Origin of the sequence: Alteromonas macleodii, assembly GCF_903772925.1 — a bacterium.
Classification (GTDB): domain Bacteria; phylum Pseudomonadota; class Gammaproteobacteria; order Enterobacterales; family Alteromonadaceae; genus Alteromonas; species Alteromonas macleodii_A.
In genome coordinates, this window is sequence record NZ_LR812090.1 from 4370880 (window position 1) to 4386343 (window position 15464).

At 45.5% G+C, this 15464-nt stretch carries 15 protein-coding genes; 9 read left to right on the forward strand and 6 right to left on the reverse strand.

Going from position 1 to position 15464, the window contains the following annotated elements; genetic code table 11:
• Positions 1 to 162 precede the first annotated feature (162 nt).
• The 4 genes from cydX to PCAR9_RS18670 form a co-directional block, all read right to left on the reverse strand.
• Entirely contained in the window at positions 163 to 276 is a 114-nt protein-coding gene (gene cydX, locus PCAR9_RS18655; protein WP_179984889.1) for a cytochrome bd-I oxidase subunit CydX, read from the reverse strand.
• Positions 277 to 286: 10 nt separating this feature from the next.
• Positions 287 to 1423 carry a cytochrome d ubiquinol oxidase subunit II gene (gene cydB / locus PCAR9_RS18660; RefSeq protein ID WP_179984890.1) on the reverse strand — a complete coding sequence of 379 codons (1137 nt, stop codon included), beginning with the start codon at positions 1421 to 1423 and terminating at the stop codon, positions 287 to 289.
• Positions 1420 to 3000, reverse strand: coding sequence for a cytochrome ubiquinol oxidase subunit I (locus PCAR9_RS18665; RefSeq protein ID WP_179984891.1), 1581 nt, complete (start codon positions 2998 to 3000; stop codon positions 1420 to 1422). The genes cydB and PCAR9_RS18665 overlap by 4 nt, the downstream gene beginning before the upstream one ends.
• A gap of 365 nt (positions 3001 to 3365) precedes the next feature.
• A complete protein-coding gene (locus PCAR9_RS18670) occupies positions 3366 to 3986 on the reverse strand; it encodes a Tll0287-like domain-containing protein (protein WP_179984892.1) in 621 nt (206 codons plus the stop codon).
• A 152-nt stretch (positions 3987 to 4138) separates the two neighbouring features.
• Here PCAR9_RS18670 and PCAR9_RS18675 point away from each other — a divergent pair, with 152 nt between their 5' ends.
• From PCAR9_RS18675 to PCAR9_RS18685, 3 genes are all read left to right on the forward strand, one after another.
• Positions 4139 to 5485, forward strand: coding sequence for a sigma-54 interaction domain-containing protein (locus PCAR9_RS18675; RefSeq protein WP_179985282.1), 1347 nt, complete (start codon positions 4139 to 4141; stop codon positions 5483 to 5485).
• A 62-nt stretch (positions 5486 to 5547) separates the two neighbouring features.
• The gene (locus PCAR9_RS18680) at positions 5548 to 5958 is read left to right on the forward strand and encodes a hypothetical protein (RefSeq protein ID WP_179984893.1); all 411 of its coding nucleotides are present in this window, start codon (positions 5548 to 5550) and stop codon (positions 5956 to 5958) included.
• A gap of 71 nt (positions 5959 to 6029) precedes the next feature.
• Positions 6030 to 8147 (forward strand): TonB-dependent receptor, encoded by a 2118-nt coding sequence (locus PCAR9_RS18685; protein WP_179984894.1) that lies wholly within the window; start codon positions 6030 to 6032, stop codon positions 8145 to 8147.
• 80 nt (positions 8148 to 8227) lie between these two features.
• Here the strand turns inward: PCAR9_RS18685 and PCAR9_RS18690 are convergent, their stop codons facing one another.
• Positions 8228 to 8998, reverse strand: coding sequence for a sulfite exporter TauE/SafE family protein (locus PCAR9_RS18690; RefSeq protein WP_179984895.1), 771 nt, complete (start codon positions 8996 to 8998; stop codon positions 8228 to 8230).
• Between the two features lie 117 nt (positions 8999 to 9115).
• On the opposite strand from PCAR9_RS18690, the gene PCAR9_RS18695 reads away from it, so the two are divergent.
• From PCAR9_RS18695 to PCAR9_RS18720, 6 genes are all read left to right on the forward strand, one after another.
• On the forward strand, positions 9116 to 9292 hold the full coding sequence (locus PCAR9_RS18695) for a hypothetical protein (protein WP_179984896.1): 177 nt from the start codon (positions 9116 to 9118) through the stop codon (positions 9290 to 9292).
• A 321-nt stretch (positions 9293 to 9613) separates the two neighbouring features.
• On the forward strand, positions 9614 to 10036 hold the full coding sequence (locus PCAR9_RS18700; protein WP_014951158.1) for a YybH family protein: 423 nt from the start codon (positions 9614 to 9616) through the stop codon (positions 10034 to 10036).
• Between the two features lie 144 nt (positions 10037 to 10180).
• Positions 10181 to 10891 (forward strand): hydrolase, encoded by a 711-nt coding sequence (locus PCAR9_RS18705; RefSeq protein ID WP_014951159.1) that lies wholly within the window; start codon positions 10181 to 10183, stop codon positions 10889 to 10891.
• A gap of 64 nt (positions 10892 to 10955) precedes the next feature.
• The gene (locus PCAR9_RS18710) at positions 10956 to 11324 is read left to right on the forward strand and encodes a c-type cytochrome (RefSeq protein WP_014951160.1); all 369 of its coding nucleotides are present in this window, start codon (positions 10956 to 10958) and stop codon (positions 11322 to 11324) included.
• Between the two features lie 10 nt (positions 11325 to 11334).
• Positions 11335 to 13095, forward strand: a complete 1761-nt coding sequence (locus tag PCAR9_RS18715) for an amidohydrolase (RefSeq protein WP_179984897.1) — start codon at positions 11335 to 11337, stop codon at positions 13093 to 13095.
• A gap of 12 nt (positions 13096 to 13107) precedes the next feature.
• A complete protein-coding gene (locus PCAR9_RS18720; RefSeq protein WP_179984898.1) occupies positions 13108 to 13962 on the forward strand; it encodes a pirin family protein in 855 nt (284 codons plus the stop codon).
• 116 nt (positions 13963 to 14078) lie between these two features.
• On the opposite strand, the gene PCAR9_RS18725 is transcribed toward PCAR9_RS18720, so the two are convergent.
• Complete coding sequence (locus PCAR9_RS18725) at positions 14079 to 15464, reverse strand: 5-methyltetrahydrofolate--homocysteine methyltransferase (RefSeq protein ID WP_179984899.1); 1386 nt, start codon at positions 15462 to 15464, stop codon at positions 14079 to 14081.

Here is a 15464-nt window from a genome sequence, read left to right on the forward strand (position 1 = left end):
TATAAGTGGTGGAGAGCTTGCTGCAAAAAAGCCCCCTTCCACCTTTCAATAATTCTGATAGCGCGGACTTCCCCCCGCTTTCAAACCTTCAGCAGCAGAGGCTGCTGAAGGTCCCCCATGGATAGGTTAACGGCGTGTTCTGCGGCCAGCCTACCTCCATTTCTATTCTTGGTCTTCGGGTCTATCCATGTTCTCCGTTGACTCTAACCACATGGCGTTAAGAATGCCGAAAGAGCACGCCAGTAAAACTCCCAATATCCACGCGAAATACCACATAGCCCTCTCCTTAATAAATGGTGTGAGATTGGTCAAGATCATCGTTTTTAATGCGACCGCGCATTACGTAGAAGCTATAAGCCGTATAGCTAAGTACAATAGGTACAAAGATGCAGGCAACGATGAACATAACGTTCAGTGTCATATGACTAGACGTAGCGTCCCATACTGTAAGGCTGGCTTCTGGCATTGTGATGCTTGGCATTAAAAACGGGAACATTGAAAAGCCCGCAGTTAAAATTACGCCAGTGATAAACAGTGCACTTGATACGAACGCCATACCCGGGTTGCCTTTCTTAGAGAAGAACGCGCAGGCAAGACCAGCCACTACACCTAATACAGGGGCTATCACCATGAAAGGATATTTGCTGTAATTGCTCATCCAAGCGCCAGCCTCAATGGCAACCTCTTTCTTAAGCGGGTTCGATGTAGCAATGGTGTCTACCGCAGAGGTAATTACAAAGCCATCTAAACCAAATGCTACCCAAAAACCTGCAATGACAAACAATGCAACGCCTACCATACTCAATATTACAGACACAGTTCGTGCGCGAACTTCAATAAAGCCATCAGTTTTCATTTGTAACCAAGTTGCGCCATGGTTAAGTAAAATAGCCACCGACAGTAACCCACTCACTAAGGCAAAAGGTGTTAGCAGCCCGAAGAACGACCCTGTATAAGTAGATTTCAGAGTAGTATCTAATTCGAAAGGCACCCCTAATAGCAGGTTACCGAACGCAACACCGAAGATGAGCGAAGGAATGATACCACCAGCAAATAAGGCCCAGTCCCAAGCTTTGCGCCACTGTGGGTTAGGCAATTTACTGCGGTAATCGAAGCCAATTGGACGCATCCATAAGGCGATTAGTGTCAATGCTAAAGCAAGATAAAAGCCGGAAAACGCCGTAGCATAAATCATCGGCCACGCAGCAAAGATTGCACCACCTGCTGTAATAAACCACACCTGATTACCATCCCAGTGAGGCCCAACAGTGTTAATCATCACGCGTCGCTCTTTATCGTTTTTACCGATAAGTGTAAGCAAGGCACCCACACCTAAATCGAAGCCGTCAGTTACGGCGAATCCAATTAGCAGAACGCCAACTAAGCACCACCAAATGACACGTAACAGTTCATAATCAATCATGCTTTTGCTCCTTGCTCATCAAGGTCAATAAGATCAAGTTCGGCCTCAATTTTGGTGTCTTCTGGAGGCACCGGACCTTTTTTCGCAAACTTTTTCATCAAATAAAAGCCGATTATGAACATTATTGTGTAGAAGACGGTATAGGCCACAATGGTGGTTACCACATCACTAATAGCTAGATTAGACACAGAGGTATGCACCGGCAGCACTTCTGCTATAGACCACGGCTGGCGACCATACTCTGCAACGAACCAGCCTGCTTCGCACGCTACCCAAGGAAGCGGCAGGCCATATAGTGCGCCTTTTAGCAGCCAGCGAGGCTGAGTAATTTTATGTTTTGTGCTGTAGTAGAAAGCACATAAGAAAAGCGCTAGCATGATAAAGCCGGCAGCAACCATGATACGGAAACTCCAAAATAGCGGCGCTACCGGAGGAATGCTGTAGTCAACTGCTTGCTGAATGGCAGTTTCTGAAGGGTTAGAAACATTATCGGTATAAGGTTCTAACAGCATGGCGTACCCAAGGCTGTCTTTGTTCGCTTCAAAAGCAGCGCGCTGCTCAGCTGTCGCAGTGCCGTTTCTTACATCATCTAGCACTTCGTATGCTTTGATGCCGCTTAAAATACGTTCGCGGTTTTCTTCTTTTAAATCTTTTATACCTTTTACTTCTTCAGTTAATGAACGTGTAGCAATAATGCCCATTGCCCATGGAATCTGAAGTGCGTACTCGGTTTCTTCTTTTTCATCGTTCGGTATACCGAAAACGGTAAATGGTGCAGGTGCTGGGTGGGTTTCGTACTCAGCTTCTACGGCAGCCAACTTCACTTTTTGTACGTCACCAAGCTCGTAGCCACTCTCATCGCCCAACACGATAACTGATAAGGTCGCCGCTAAACCAAAGCTTGCGGCTATAGCGAATGAGCGACGCGCAAAAGCGATGTGTTTATGATTAAGCAGGTAATAGCTTGAAATGGCTAATACGAACATAGCGCCAGTCACATAACCTGCAGATACCGTGTGAACGAACTTAACCTGCGCAACCGGGTTAAAAACAACCTCAGCAAAGCTGGTCATTTCCATACGCATGGCTTCAAAGTTAAATTCAGCGCCTACTGGATACTGCATCCAACCATTAGCGATTAAGATCCATAATGCTGAGAAGTTTGAGCCTATAGCCACCAACCAGGTTGCCATAAGGTGTTTAACCTTAGACATTTTGTCCCAGCCAAAGAAGAACAACCCCACGAAGGTAGATTCCAGGAAGAACGCCATCAATCCTTCAATAGCCAGCGGTGCTCCAAAGATATCGCCCACGTAGTGAGAATAATATGACCAGTTCATGCCGAACTGGAACTCCATGGTTAAGCCAGTAGCTACCCCAATGGCAAAGTTAATTCCAAACAGTTTTCCCCAAAACTGGGTCATTTGCTTGTATATCTCTTTACCTGTCATTACGTAAACGGATTCCATAATGGCAAGTAAAAAGCTAAGCCCTAACGTTAAGGGTACAAAAATAAAGTGGAACATCGCAGTTAATGCAAATTGCCACCGCGATAGTTCTATTAACGTATCGCTCATGGGTTATCTCCCTTTTCAAGCAGGTGCGCTAAGCGCATGAAATAAAAATGGGTCGTTTAATATTCAGTGGGATATCTACTGAAATTTCAGCGTTGGCAGCTTTATCAGCTTTGTTAGAGCACGGTCTGTGCCACTTGCCAAATTGGTTTCACTTTAAAAGCAAAGCTTGGTCGCAGAACGGCATCTTCGTACGCTGCGGGAGGATTATTCCATGGTCGAAAGTTGAGCACTTTGATCCATCGCAAGAATCTAATATGAAAACCGCGTCATTTTTGTCAACAAAGAGACAAAAATGACACGAAGGAGAGGAGAATGTTAAGTACTTTGTGAGTGAGACACTGTGGGACTAAGTTGTAAAATCACCGCTATTCAGGTTGATATGTAAGCGTGAAAGCACCGCGCAAATCACCAACCGTAAACCCCGTAGCTTGGTCATCAGGGTAATGCTTGGCAATAACGTCTTTCACAGCAGGGGCTACATTAGTGCCATGGCACGCCATACAAAGTTGACCTTGTTCAATGGCCATCATGTAGCGAAATTCACCGCTTTCATCATCATACTGATATGCGTCTAAGGGTCTTTTAAGCGGTTCACTAGTTAGTTTGTTTTTCTCTAAAAGGCCAGAAAAATGCGCTAGCTGTTCCCGCTCCCAGCCATCCGGTGCATTATCCGGGTTACGTACTTTGAGTGAAGTACGTCCTACCGACCAACCATTCTTGCTTAGGCTATCAGCAATTGGCCCTGCGGCTAATTGACACTCTTCTACGCCCGCTGTTAAACCACCAGATCTTATAGCTTGTTGAAGTCGCGTTTTTAGCCCGGCGCCAAGCGCTTTTACGTGCCCTTTAGCCTGTTTGATTTTTATTTGAGCCTCGCCTTCTTGCGCATCAATATTAGTCATTTGAGGTTTTTCAGCGAGACTACAGCTGCTTAACATTGCGCTTAATATCGTGCTTAACGCCATTAAAGCCACATATTTATTCATAAGGTAACGCTCCTGATAACTGAGTTTATGGCTACTAAAGCCAAGTCATTTATCTCAAACATTGAACAAGCTTTGTGCCAGTATGTTAAATTGATGAAATAAAATTAGAATTAACTAATACGCTGACAATGAACATATCAATTGTACAAGCAATGATAGATGCAATAGACAAACCCGCTATTTTCATCAATCAAAACTATATTATTGAGGCGGTTAATGCGCCTTACAGAGACACGTACCCCGTTAATATTAAGTTAGGCTATAGCACCTGCTATCAGGTATCTCATCGCAACAACAAACCCTGTGATCAATGCGGCGAGCAGTGTCCCATGCAGCAAAGTAAGACGACTGGACGAGCGGCGAGCGTGGTACATATTCACTCCACCAGCGAAGGTCAAAGTTATTGCGATATTTTGATGCGTCCAATATTCGATGGGAATGGCGATTTATTAGGTTATTTAGAGATTTTAGATAAGCTTGCATTTGCATCTAATCGCCCTGCAGCAGGCAAAATGATTGGCGAGTCTGAAGCATTTAAAACTATGCTTAATAAAATAAATCGCGCTGCAAATTCAGATATAGCCGTATTGCTGCACGGAGAAACTGGCACAGGTAAAGAGTTGGTCTCGCAAGCATTGCACTCTAGCAGTAGTCGTGCAGACAAGCCTTTTGTCGTAATTGAATGCACTGGACTGTCTGACTCTTTGCTTGAAAGTGAGTTATTCGGCTATGAAAAAGGTGCCTTCACTGGCGCTACTTCAAACAAAAAAGGGCTAGTAGAAGCGGCGGAAGGCGGCACCCTATTTTTTGATGAAGTAGGTGATATCCCCCTTGCCATGCAGGTTAAATTACTAAGATTGTTTGAAACCCAAACCTATCGCCCCGTGGGTAGTGTAGTCTCCAAGAAAGCTAACTTCCGCTTGGTTTGCGCATCGCATAAGAATTTAAAGAAAATGGTAGAAAGAGGCGAGTTTAGACGCGATCTTTATTACCGAATTGCGGGCTTTCCTATTAGCCTTCCGTCTTTGCGAGAAAGACAGTCAGATATTGCGCTTATCGCAACGCACTTTTTAGCGCAGTCGCAAGAGAAAAAGCGTTTCAGCAAAAAAACACTAGAGAAATTGAGTAGCTATACTTTTCCGGGCAATATTCGCGAGTTACGTAATATCGTGGAGCAAGCCATATTACTTGCCGATGAGACCGTAATATACGAGTCAGACTTACCTGACCTTGACGATGACTTTACAGGCGAAGACCTAAACCCAGTGGCGAATAGTAATGGTAAATACGTTCGAAAAGCGGATGTTAAGGGATTGGTAAACCCTGAGAATAAAATTATGACCCTAGAAGAAGCCGAGCACGCTTATCTTGCTGAGGTTTATGATACTTTCAAAGGCGATATAAACCAGCTTGCGGACCAGTTGGGCGTGAGTACACGTACCCTTTATCGAAAATTAAATAAAGCCGGTATCAAAGCTGGTATTAACGAACACAATTAATCAGTGGAAATAAACTGTCGTCACAGGCTATGATAAAAGTGCGCAATTTAAAAAGATAAAAAATGTCGATTAAACGTCTGATAGCCTTAACACTTTGCCTGTGTATGCTTTTGCAAAATGCATTAGCACTCGGCCTTTCTTCGCAAACTATGCAGCATGCGCGTGGGTTGGTGGGTGACGACATCGAGCTTATCTGTACAGGCAAGACCATGCGCTACATATCGCTTAGTGCCACAGAACTTGAAGGTGAATTTGTATTTATAAGCCCCGAGTTGCTAAAAGCGCCTGTCGAGCATGTAGATTGCACCAACGGTACACTCTCAGACCTTCCACCTATCGATAATGTACCAGTAGATTCAATGGCGGTGCTATCCCTAGTGCGCTATCGCGCCTTAGTATCTCGCCTTGCAGCAGCGCCCTACACATCATTTGCGTTTGCCGCCCCACTTGGCCGCGCTCCACCAATTGCATAACAAAACCTAATAACACACTTAACGCGCATGGTTTAACCGTGCACATAGTTCGTTTATTTAATGGAATTGTTATGAAGTATTCTTTACTGGCATTCGCTGTTTCAGCTGCCTGCACATCTGCACACGTTTATGCAAACACATCCGAGTTAATTGACAGCGCTTCAACAGAAGTGATTACCGTTATTGGTTCTTCGCTTAATGATAATACAGTAGAAATTGAGCGAGAAACGGTGACCGCCGCAACCAATATAGACGCTGATTTTGGCGATCAGTTAGCGCAACTGCCTGGCGTATCGGTTTCCCGAAACGGCCCGGTTACAGGTCTTATTCAATACCGAGGGCTTTTCGGTGATAGGGTTGGCGTATCTATAGACGGTGTAGATATAGCAGGTGCAGGGCCTAACTCTATGGACTCGCCATTATCCCACGTACTGCCAGAACCAGGGCTTACCGCCACTTTGTATCGCGGTATCGTGCCGGTGAGTGCTGGGGTGCAAACGCTAGGTGGTAAGTTGCGAATTAACGCCGATGCGGCATCTCTTTTTGCTTTAGGAAGCGGTATTACTGGCAGTGTAAATGCCAGTTTAATTGGCCCAGGTAGCGGACAACAATACCAGGGCAATGTGCTTTACAAAACCGACCAAGCCTTCGTTAGCGGCGCGTTCATGCATCAGCAGCGTGATGAGCGAGAATCGGGCAATAACGCGGTTATACCTAACAGCCACTACCAAAGAAATGGCGGCAAATTTAGACTTGGCTATGAATGGGGAAAACACCAATTCGATGCTAGCTATCAACAGCTCAATACAAATGAAAGCGGCACACCAGCGCTCGCCATGGATATAGGTTTTATTGATGCAGCGTGGTACCGACTAGGTTATCGCTACAACGCCGGCGAAGCAGAGTACTTTGCTATAAATTGGTTTGGCAACAGTAACCAACATGCTATGGATAACTTTTCCCAGCGCATGGTGATGTCTGAGAGCATGGCAAGAGAAAACAATGCAGACGCTATCGCCCAGGGCTTGGATGCCAAGTACGTAATGCCGTTAGATAGTGGCGAGCTTGAATTGGGCGCTTATCTACACCACAGTAGAAATAACTCTGTTATTACTAACCCAAATAACGGTATGTTCTTTGTAGATAACTTTACTAATGTACAAAGAGATACCGCGAGTATTTATGCCCAATGGACAGTAAGCAAAGAAGATTATTCGTCTACGCTTGGTGCGCGATACACCCGCGTTAATATGGAGGCCGGAGAAGCGGGTTCTAACATGGTGATGATGAACCCTGCAGTTGCTACGTTAGTCAGTAATTTTAATACCGCTGAGCGTGACGAAAACTACAACATGTTAGATATAGCCGCTACCACCCGATACCATGCAAGCGACTCCCTTGATATCGTGCTTGGCATTTCTCAGAAAAATCGCGCCCCTACCTATTTCGAACGTTATACCTGGCTACCACTTGGCATCTCGGGCGGTATGGCTGACGGCTTTAACTACATAGGCAACCTTGATTTAGACAATGAAACCGCGCGCAAATTAGATATGGGTGTGGATTACACCTATAAAAATTGGACTTTCTCGCCCCGCTTTTTCTATCAAGATATAGAGGATTACATCACCGGCTCACCCAGTACGAATACCGCGGCGAACATGGTATCTACCATGATGGCTGGTACAACGCCATTTCAGTGGACGAATACCGACGCTGTTATTAGAGGTGCGGATATGACGGTGCAAGGACAGCTTAGTGAAAACCTAAGCTTGCGAGCAGTAGCAAGCATTCAGCATGGTAACCGTGATGACATTGATGATGCTTTGTTCCGCATTGCGCCAGAGCAGTTAACCACAACCGTTCAATGGAATACTCAGGTATTTGACGCGCCGCTTCAGATGCAGCTTACATCTGAGTTAGCAGGTGCACAAAACCATATCTCGGCACTGCAAAGTGAAGCCCCCACAGCAGGCTATGGTTTGCTTCATATCTCAGGGCTTTTAACGCTTTTTGAAAATGCTCAGTCGAACCTTCAGGTTACGGCAACTATTCATAACCTGTTCGACAAACAGTACGCAGCTCATACAGCGGGCATCAACCGTGTAATGAATGCCGATCTGGGAGTAGGTGAGCGCGTGCCTGGTGCTGGAAGGGAGTGGCATCTGTCACTAAATTATCAGTTTTAAGTAGCTAAAAAATAGAGGAAAAAATCAGGTATAAAAACATTATGAGCTTAAGAAGTTAACTTCTTAAGCTTATATGTTTATTAAATCACACTTCCTGTGGCCTGCCATAGCAGGCGAAGAGCTAACAGCGTTACCACAACTTTGAACGCCAGCATAAATTTTTCCGCTGGGATACGCCTTAATACCTTCAAGCCGAAAAACGTGCCGAGCGCACCACTGGCAATCATAATCATGATAAGTCCCGCCCACTGTGCAAATGAAAACCCTACAAAGGTAAACACAAAAGCTTTAAGGCCGTGCTGGAGTGTCATACAGCTGGCAAATGTGCCGGTTATCTGCATTTTGCTGTAATTATTTCGGTGTACAAACGCCGCCACCAAAGGCCCCGTGGCACCTACAAACATTGAAACTAAGGTGGTCACCAACCCCGCTAACGTTCTACCCGCGGGCTTCATTTCTTGAGCCTTGGGTTTACTCCCCCACACTAAGAATAAAATAAATGCGGCAACCGCAAATTGAATTATTACCAGCGGCAGCTGAACCACAATAAAAGAGGCTAAAAAAGCGCCAACGATTGCGCCTAAAGAAAAATACTTCAGCATACGCCAGTCGATATGCTTTGCCGTCATCAGGGCACGGTTGCCGTTTGAACCAAGCTGTACCAGGCCGTGAACCGGGATCAGCGCACTAACCGGCATAGTACCGGCCATTACCGCCAGTAGTAGCACCCCGCCACCTATACCTAAAGTTGCTGTCATCATAGACGTGAAAAACGAGGTAATAATCAGTAACACTGAAGATGACATCGACAATGTATCGTTGGCCGTTAACCAGCTAAAAAGTAACTCCAAGAATCAAACTCCACCTTAATTTGGGACATTGTTTGCGTAGCGTTAGTGATCACAACACCATACAACATCGTTTAATTATCATACAGAGGTTACTCGTATCGCGTTAGGTTATTTATCATGCCTTCTATTAGTTATTTAAACAAAGCTCTTCAAATATTAAGTAACAGAGATAGTACAAAAGATGCCAAGCTTGTTGCCAGGCAACTTCTCCATAACAGTGGCTTTACTGATGAAGACATCTATGATTGTTTAAAGCAGGGTTCGATTATTCGCATTACCATATTTGAAGCCTAGGGTAGCGTTACACCTAGCGTTCACCGCTTGCCCACACGTCAGCAGGGGTCTAATTTCTACACCTAAAAAACCCGTTGACTTTCTTCATTGTGCGAAGGATACTCGGGTCATTAAATACTCACTAGCAGCACACTGTTTTTAAACATTATGCCTAAAAACACGAATACATATACTGCTTACTCAGCGTCTGCGCTGATTATTATTCTCGCTATTCTAAGGAATGGGCGGGTTAGCTAGTGCGTAAATAGAATTCACTAAACCCGCCGCAAAGGCGGGTTTTTTATTGGCTCGTCTTGCGGTAAAAATAACGGAACGACAGCCATGAACAATCCAATATCTCACGTGTTACAACAGTTGCATGACGCAGTAAACCGCGGCGATCAAGACGCCTTATCCCAATGTTATGCTAGCGATGCAACAGTGGTCGCGACCCCTATGTCCAGCTCAACGCAAAACCAAGCCGCTGAAGAACATGCCACGCAGCGAGACTGCGTTGATGCCCTGCTTAAATTTCAAAAGAAATTCATGCCCGATCATTTTGTTACAACCGGAGATGAACGGGTTATACAAGCCGGTGACGTAGCGCTAGTCGTCGCTAAGCTTTACCTTGTTCCTAAAGCAACACCCAACGCCCTACCCTGCGAGGGTAAGCGCGCCGTTTACGTTCTGCAAAGGGATGCAAGTGGTGAATGGCGCTGTGTCATCGATAACTTCTTCGGTACTGATTTGTTAGATTTTGCGTGATTCTCTCAAATCTAGGCATTTAATTCTAAAAAATAGAATATCTTGATGAATTTTTACGCATTTTAAATTTATAAAAACGAACATAAGATTTATCTCGAGGTTTACAAAGTACTCACAACAAACTTAATCCAAGAGGAAATCACGATGTTCAATATTAAAAAATCAATGGCAGCACTTGTTACTGGCTTAACCTTTCTTGTTCCTTCTGTGCAAGCGGGAGAGCCAGCCAAGAGCCTTCTGACACCCGACAACCACACGGTCATTCTTATCGACCACCAGCCTCAAATGGCGTTTGCAACACGCTCACATTCAATCGAAGATGTGCGCAACAACGTTACAGGTCTAGCAAAATCTGCAAAGGCATTTAATGTACCCACCATTTTGACAACCGTAGCTGAAAAGTCATTCAGCGGCCCGCTTTTCCCGGAATTAAAAGCAGTATTCCCCGACCAAACACCTATTGACCGCACAACGATGAACACCTGGGAAGATAAGCGAGTCACCGACAAGGTTAAGAAATTTAAAAAGAACAAAATTGTTATTGCAGCGCTTTGGACAGAAGTTTGCGGTGTAGGGCCAGTGCTGTCTGCCATTGAAGAAGGCTATGACGTATATTTTGTAACCGATGCGTCTGGCGGTGTATCTAAAGAAGCTCACGACATGGCGGTTCAGCGTATGATTCAGGCAGGTGCTCAACCCATTACTTGGTTGCAGTACCTTCTAGAACTTCAACGTGATTGGGCTCGCACTGAAAGCTATGTGGACGTGACAAACATCGCAAAAGAACATGCTGGGGGATACGGTTTAGGCCTTATTTACGCAACCGAAATGTTTAACGCCAAAGAAGGCCAGTAGCCTTTGATGCGACAGGTCACCGTGACCTGTCGCACTTGTATCGTTACTGCACGAGGAGTTTAACATGAGAGCTTTGCACCCACTTGTAGCACTATTGACCGCGCTTCAAATCGCAACACTTTCTTTCAGCGTTAGCGCTAATACCGATAGCGCGCAATACGAAAAAGGCCAAACACTTTCACAATACTGTATGGGGTGTCACGGTGAAACAGGCATTGCCAACATTGAAAGTAACCCTAATTTGGCAGGTCAAAACAAACCGTACCTAGTTTATGCACTTAAAGCTTATCGCGACGGCATCAGGAAAGGCGGTATGGCCAGCATCATGCGCCCCAATGCATCAGGGCTTAGCGATGACGATATTGACGCCCTAGCCACTTATTTTGCAGCCCAGTCAGGTAAACAAACCACTAGCCAAAGCAGCAATAACTAGGAGCTATCCCATGAATTTATTATTGTCACGTTTTTCGATTGTTGCTCTATTGTTTGGCGCTAGCCAGGCAATGGCTGCCCCAGATCTGGTCGTTGTAAATGCAAAAATCACAAATTCGAGCGGCCAAACCTATACGGCTCTTAGCGTAGAAAACGGTAAATTTAGCGCCTTTTCGCAAGATGCCCAACAGCTGCTAGCAGACGCAGATAGTGCCACTCAAGTAATCGATGCAAAAGGACAGCGGCTCATTCCAGGTATTAATGACTCGCATATGCACGTAACGCGTGGAGGACGTTTTTATAATTTAGAAACTCGCTGGGAAGGTATTACAAGCTTGAAAGAAGGCTTAGCCATGCTAGAAGCACAAGCCAAACGCACGCCCAAGGGTCAATGGGTAAGAGTCATTGGAGGTTTTAGCCCTTATCAATTTGAAGAGAAGCGCTTACCTACACCACAAGAGCTTACCGACATCGCGCCAAACACACCGGTATTTGTGCTTCATCTTTACTCAGGTGGTGTGCTCAATAAAAAAGGCCTTGAAGCACTGGGAATAGACAAAGACACCCAAGCGCCAAAGGGAAGCGTGATAGAGCGAGATGCTAACGGCAACCCCACAGGTGTTTTGCTCGCTCAACCCAACCCAATGATTTTATATAAGACCATTGCCGCGCTGCCTCAACTAAGCGCAAATGAACAGTTAAATTCCAGTCGACAGTTTTATCGCAAACTACTTAGCCTAGGCGTAACCAGTGTAGTAGACGCAGGCGGCGGTGGCCATACTTTTCCTGAAGATTATGCGGCTAGTGAAACCCTTGCCAAACTCGGCGAGCTACCGATACGGGTTTCCAATTACTTGTTTCCGCAAGTTCCCAGTAAAGAAATGGTGAGTTTTGCTACATGGATGAGCAAGTACGAAGCGAATCAAAATCATCATATACATTTAGACAATGGTTATGTGATTGAAGGGGGCGGCGAGCTGCTTACTTATAAAGCGTCAGACTATGAAAACTTTCGTGCGCCACGCCCTGAACTTCCAGGTGAAGCCGAAGATGCGCTGGAAGAGGTTATTCGTCTGCACCTTTTACAGCAGTGGCCTTTTAGACTCCATGCCACTTATGATCAATCTATAACACGTATTTTAAACGTACTTGAACATATTCACTCAACACAGCCCGTTGATAGTGTGCGCTGGATTATTGACCACGCCGAGACGGTGTCTGATGAAAATCTCTCGCGCATTAAAGCGTTAGGTGGCGCGATTGCGGTACAAGGTCGTATGGCCTTTGCTGGTGAGGATTTCGTTGAGCGATATGGCGCCGAGCAAGCCAAGCGCACGCCCCCTATAAAGCAAATGCTTAGTGCTGGTATCACAGTGGGCTTAGGCACAGACGGTACCCGCGTTTCAAGTTTTAATCCATGGGCAACCTATTACTGGGCAGTGAGCGGAAAAACCGTGGGTGGTTTTGATTTAGGTACAGAGCATTTAGACAGACTGACAGCCCTTAAGCTATTTACTCAAGGCAGTGCTGCACTATCTGGAGAAGAAAACGTTAAGGGTAGATTGCGACCTAGCTTTTACGCTGACTTTGCTATTCTTAACCAGGATATCTTAACAGTAAGTGAAAAGGCATTGCTAAACACACAAGCACAGTTAACTGTCGTAGACGGCAACGTCGTTTTTGCCGATAGACAGCAGTACCCAGAATTCGCAACACCAATAGAAACAGCCGAGCCCGCGTGGTCACCGGTTAACTTCTCCCAACAACGTTAATTGAGAAAGATCATGGCAAAACGAATTTCATCTCACAAAAAAGATTTAGGTGGCTTCTCAGTAAGTCGTATTATTCCCCACGTTGACGCAAGGAGCATTGGCCCATTTGTTTTTGTTGACCATATGGGACCTGCACATTTCCCAGCAGGCAGCGGCATTAACGTTAGGCCCCACCCGCATATAGGACTGGCCACCATTAGTTATTTAATGGAAGGTAGTATGCTGCATAGGGATAGCTTAGGCACTATTCAGGAAATACAGCCTGGCGACGTAAACTGGATGACAGCGGGTAAAGGCATTGTTCACTCTGAGCGAGAGACCATTGAAACCCGAGGCAGTGATCATGTGCTCAACGGTCTACAGTGCTGGGTTGCATTACCCGAAGAAAAGGCAGATATGGAGCCCAGCTTTATACACGTTAACAAAGCTAAACTGCCTTATATACATCGTGAAAAAGTACTGATGCGACTAATTGCAGGGGAAGCGTACGGCTATACGTCACCGGTTAAGACGTACTCACCCATGTTTTATTTAGATGTGATAACAGAAGCAGGAGCGGTTATTGAGCGTCCATGTGGCAATTCTCAAACGGCCTGTTACGTTATTTCCGGAAAAGTAAAACTAGGCGATGCAGTATTCAGCGCAGGCGAATTTGTGCTATTGGACGATGAAAGTGAAATTGAAACCATGGAGAATAGTCGCTACTTCCTTTTAGGTGGAGAGAAAATGGAGAAACAACCCATTTTACGTTGGAACTTTTTGGCGTACTCTCAAGAGAAAATAGAAGACGCTGAGGCTCGTTCGGCAAACGGGTTATTCCCAACTATTCCGGGTGATGACCGCGAGTTTATTCCGCTGCCTAAATAATGCTGTTGTTGTAAGCAGCTCTAGAAACAAACTAATGGCTTTAAGCAAAAAATACATTAAAACCAAAAAGAGCAGGCTTATAGCCTGCTCTTTCGTTAGTGAAATGCCACTGTGTATTAGTGGTCGTGATCGTCGTGATCGTGTTCTTCCGCAATACCTAGCCAAACTGCACCTGCAGGCTCGAAGTCTAGCTCAAGTAAAGTTTCCGTGGTCTCGCTTTCCAAATCTACAGCAAGGATAGCTTGCGCAACAGGGTCAACAACAAACAAGGCTTCTTCATGCTGTGATGCCGCCATGCTAAACGACTGGTCATCTGTTAGGTTAGCCGCGCTGGCACTGGCCACATCAATTTTGTGTGCAAACTCCCAGTGAGTGTCACCATCTTCTTCATGCGCTTCTAGCAGCGTTACAAAACCTTTGTCATCTAAAATAACAAAGAATTCACCGCCCATTGAGAAACCGTATGACACTGCATGAGCGTCAGTCTCTGGCTGCCAGTCAATTACTCTCATGGTGCTAGTTACAGGCGACACGTTAGCCAGAATGGCGCTACCGCCACCATGTTGTGAAGCAATACCAATAAACGCTTCTGCGTGTTCATGTCCATACATTGTGCCAATGCGCAGGTCGCCAAGACCATCAATGTTGTCGATAAACGCGCTGGTAAATACCTCATCATTTTCGTTTAATATTAATACGCCGTCGCTACAGCCAAATGCCACAGCTACTTCGTTTTGAGCAGCGCCATGTAAGTCAGCACACTCGCCATCAAAACGTTGCTCTTCTTCGTACTCACCATCATGCCAGTGAAATACTGCAACGCTGTCTGGCAAGATTGGGTTGGCCGAAAGAGACTCTGCATCATCACGACGTACGGTACTAATCAGCATGTCACCACGAGGTTCGGCGACACCATGCATATTTACGGTAAACTCCAAAGTAGGAACTTCGGTAATTTCACTGGCAATTTGGGTGTCAGTTACCACTTTTACCGCTGCCGGCATGCTGGTATCGGCATTTCCGTCGTAAAAAACAGCAAGCTGACCGTCGTGTGTTACTACATGAGTCGGTTGACTACCTTCAAGTGTGAAACCAGACAGACTTGGGGCTTCTTCATAGTCGTGCAGGTGCTCTACGTGATCTTCTCGCCATAATCCACCATCAAGAAACTCAGTTAATCCGTTTGCTCGGCTGTTGATTACTGCAAAGCGATAGTCTGCGGAGGCGCTTACACTGCTTCCATCAAAGGTTGCAGAAAACGTATCAAGTACTGAATTATCATCTAGATCAAAGACAGTGAGCGTATTTGATGCAGCATCGGCAACAACCAATCTGCCTTCACTTTCAATTTCATAATCTGAGTCGTGATCGTCGTGATCGTGATCGTGATCATCCTCTGGCACCTCAATAGGATCCAGCTCTACAATATTGGTTTCTGCATCACCACAGCCTGCAAGCAAAAGCGCACTGGCTATAGCGCTTAGCGTAAGTCTAGTTTTCAT

What these genes read in the sequence shown, in the direction of transcription:
- PCAR9_RS18675 (WP_179985282.1), top strand. Translation starts at nt 4,139, where the DNA reads ATGATAGATGCAATAGACAAACCCGCTATTTTCATCAATCAAAACTAT.
- cydB (WP_179984890.1), bottom strand. Translation starts at nt 1,423, where the DNA reads ATGATTGATTATGAACTGTTACGTGTCATTTGGTGGTGCTTAGTTGGC.
- PCAR9_RS18715 (WP_179984897.1), top strand. Translation starts at nt 11,335, where the DNA reads ATGAATTTATTATTGTCACGTTTTTCGATTGTTGCTCTATTGTTTGGC.
- PCAR9_RS18695 (WP_179984896.1), top strand. Translation starts at nt 9,116, where the DNA reads ATGCCTTCTATTAGTTATTTAAACAAAGCTCTTCAAATATTAAGTAAC.
- PCAR9_RS18685 (WP_179984894.1), top strand. Translation starts at nt 6,030, where the DNA reads ATGAAGTATTCTTTACTGGCATTCGCTGTTTCAGCTGCCTGCACATCT.
- PCAR9_RS18665 (WP_179984891.1), bottom strand. Translation starts at nt 3,000, where the DNA reads ATGAGCGATACGTTAATAGAACTATCGCGGTGGCAATTTGCATTAACT.
- PCAR9_RS18725 (WP_179984899.1), bottom strand. Translation starts at nt 15,464, where the DNA reads ATGAAAACTAGACTTACGCTAAGCGCTATAGCCAGTGCGCTTTTGCTT.
- PCAR9_RS18680 (WP_179984893.1), top strand. Translation starts at nt 5,548, where the DNA reads ATGTCGATTAAACGTCTGATAGCCTTAACACTTTGCCTGTGTATGCTT.
- PCAR9_RS18705 (WP_014951159.1), top strand. Translation starts at nt 10,181, where the DNA reads ATGTTCAATATTAAAAAATCAATGGCAGCACTTGTTACTGGCTTAACC.
- PCAR9_RS18710 (WP_014951160.1), top strand. Translation starts at nt 10,956, where the DNA reads ATGAGAGCTTTGCACCCACTTGTAGCACTATTGACCGCGCTTCAAATC.
- PCAR9_RS18670 (WP_179984892.1), bottom strand. Translation starts at nt 3,986, where the DNA reads ATGAATAAATATGTGGCTTTAATGGCGTTAAGCACGATATTAAGCGCA.
- cydX (WP_179984889.1), bottom strand. Translation starts at nt 276, where the DNA reads ATGTGGTATTTCGCGTGGATATTGGGAGTTTTACTGGCGTGCTCTTTC.
- PCAR9_RS18720 (WP_179984898.1), top strand. Translation starts at nt 13,108, where the DNA reads ATGGCAAAACGAATTTCATCTCACAAAAAAGATTTAGGTGGCTTCTCA.
- PCAR9_RS18700 (WP_014951158.1), top strand. Translation starts at nt 9,614, where the DNA reads ATGAACAATCCAATATCTCACGTGTTACAACAGTTGCATGACGCAGTA.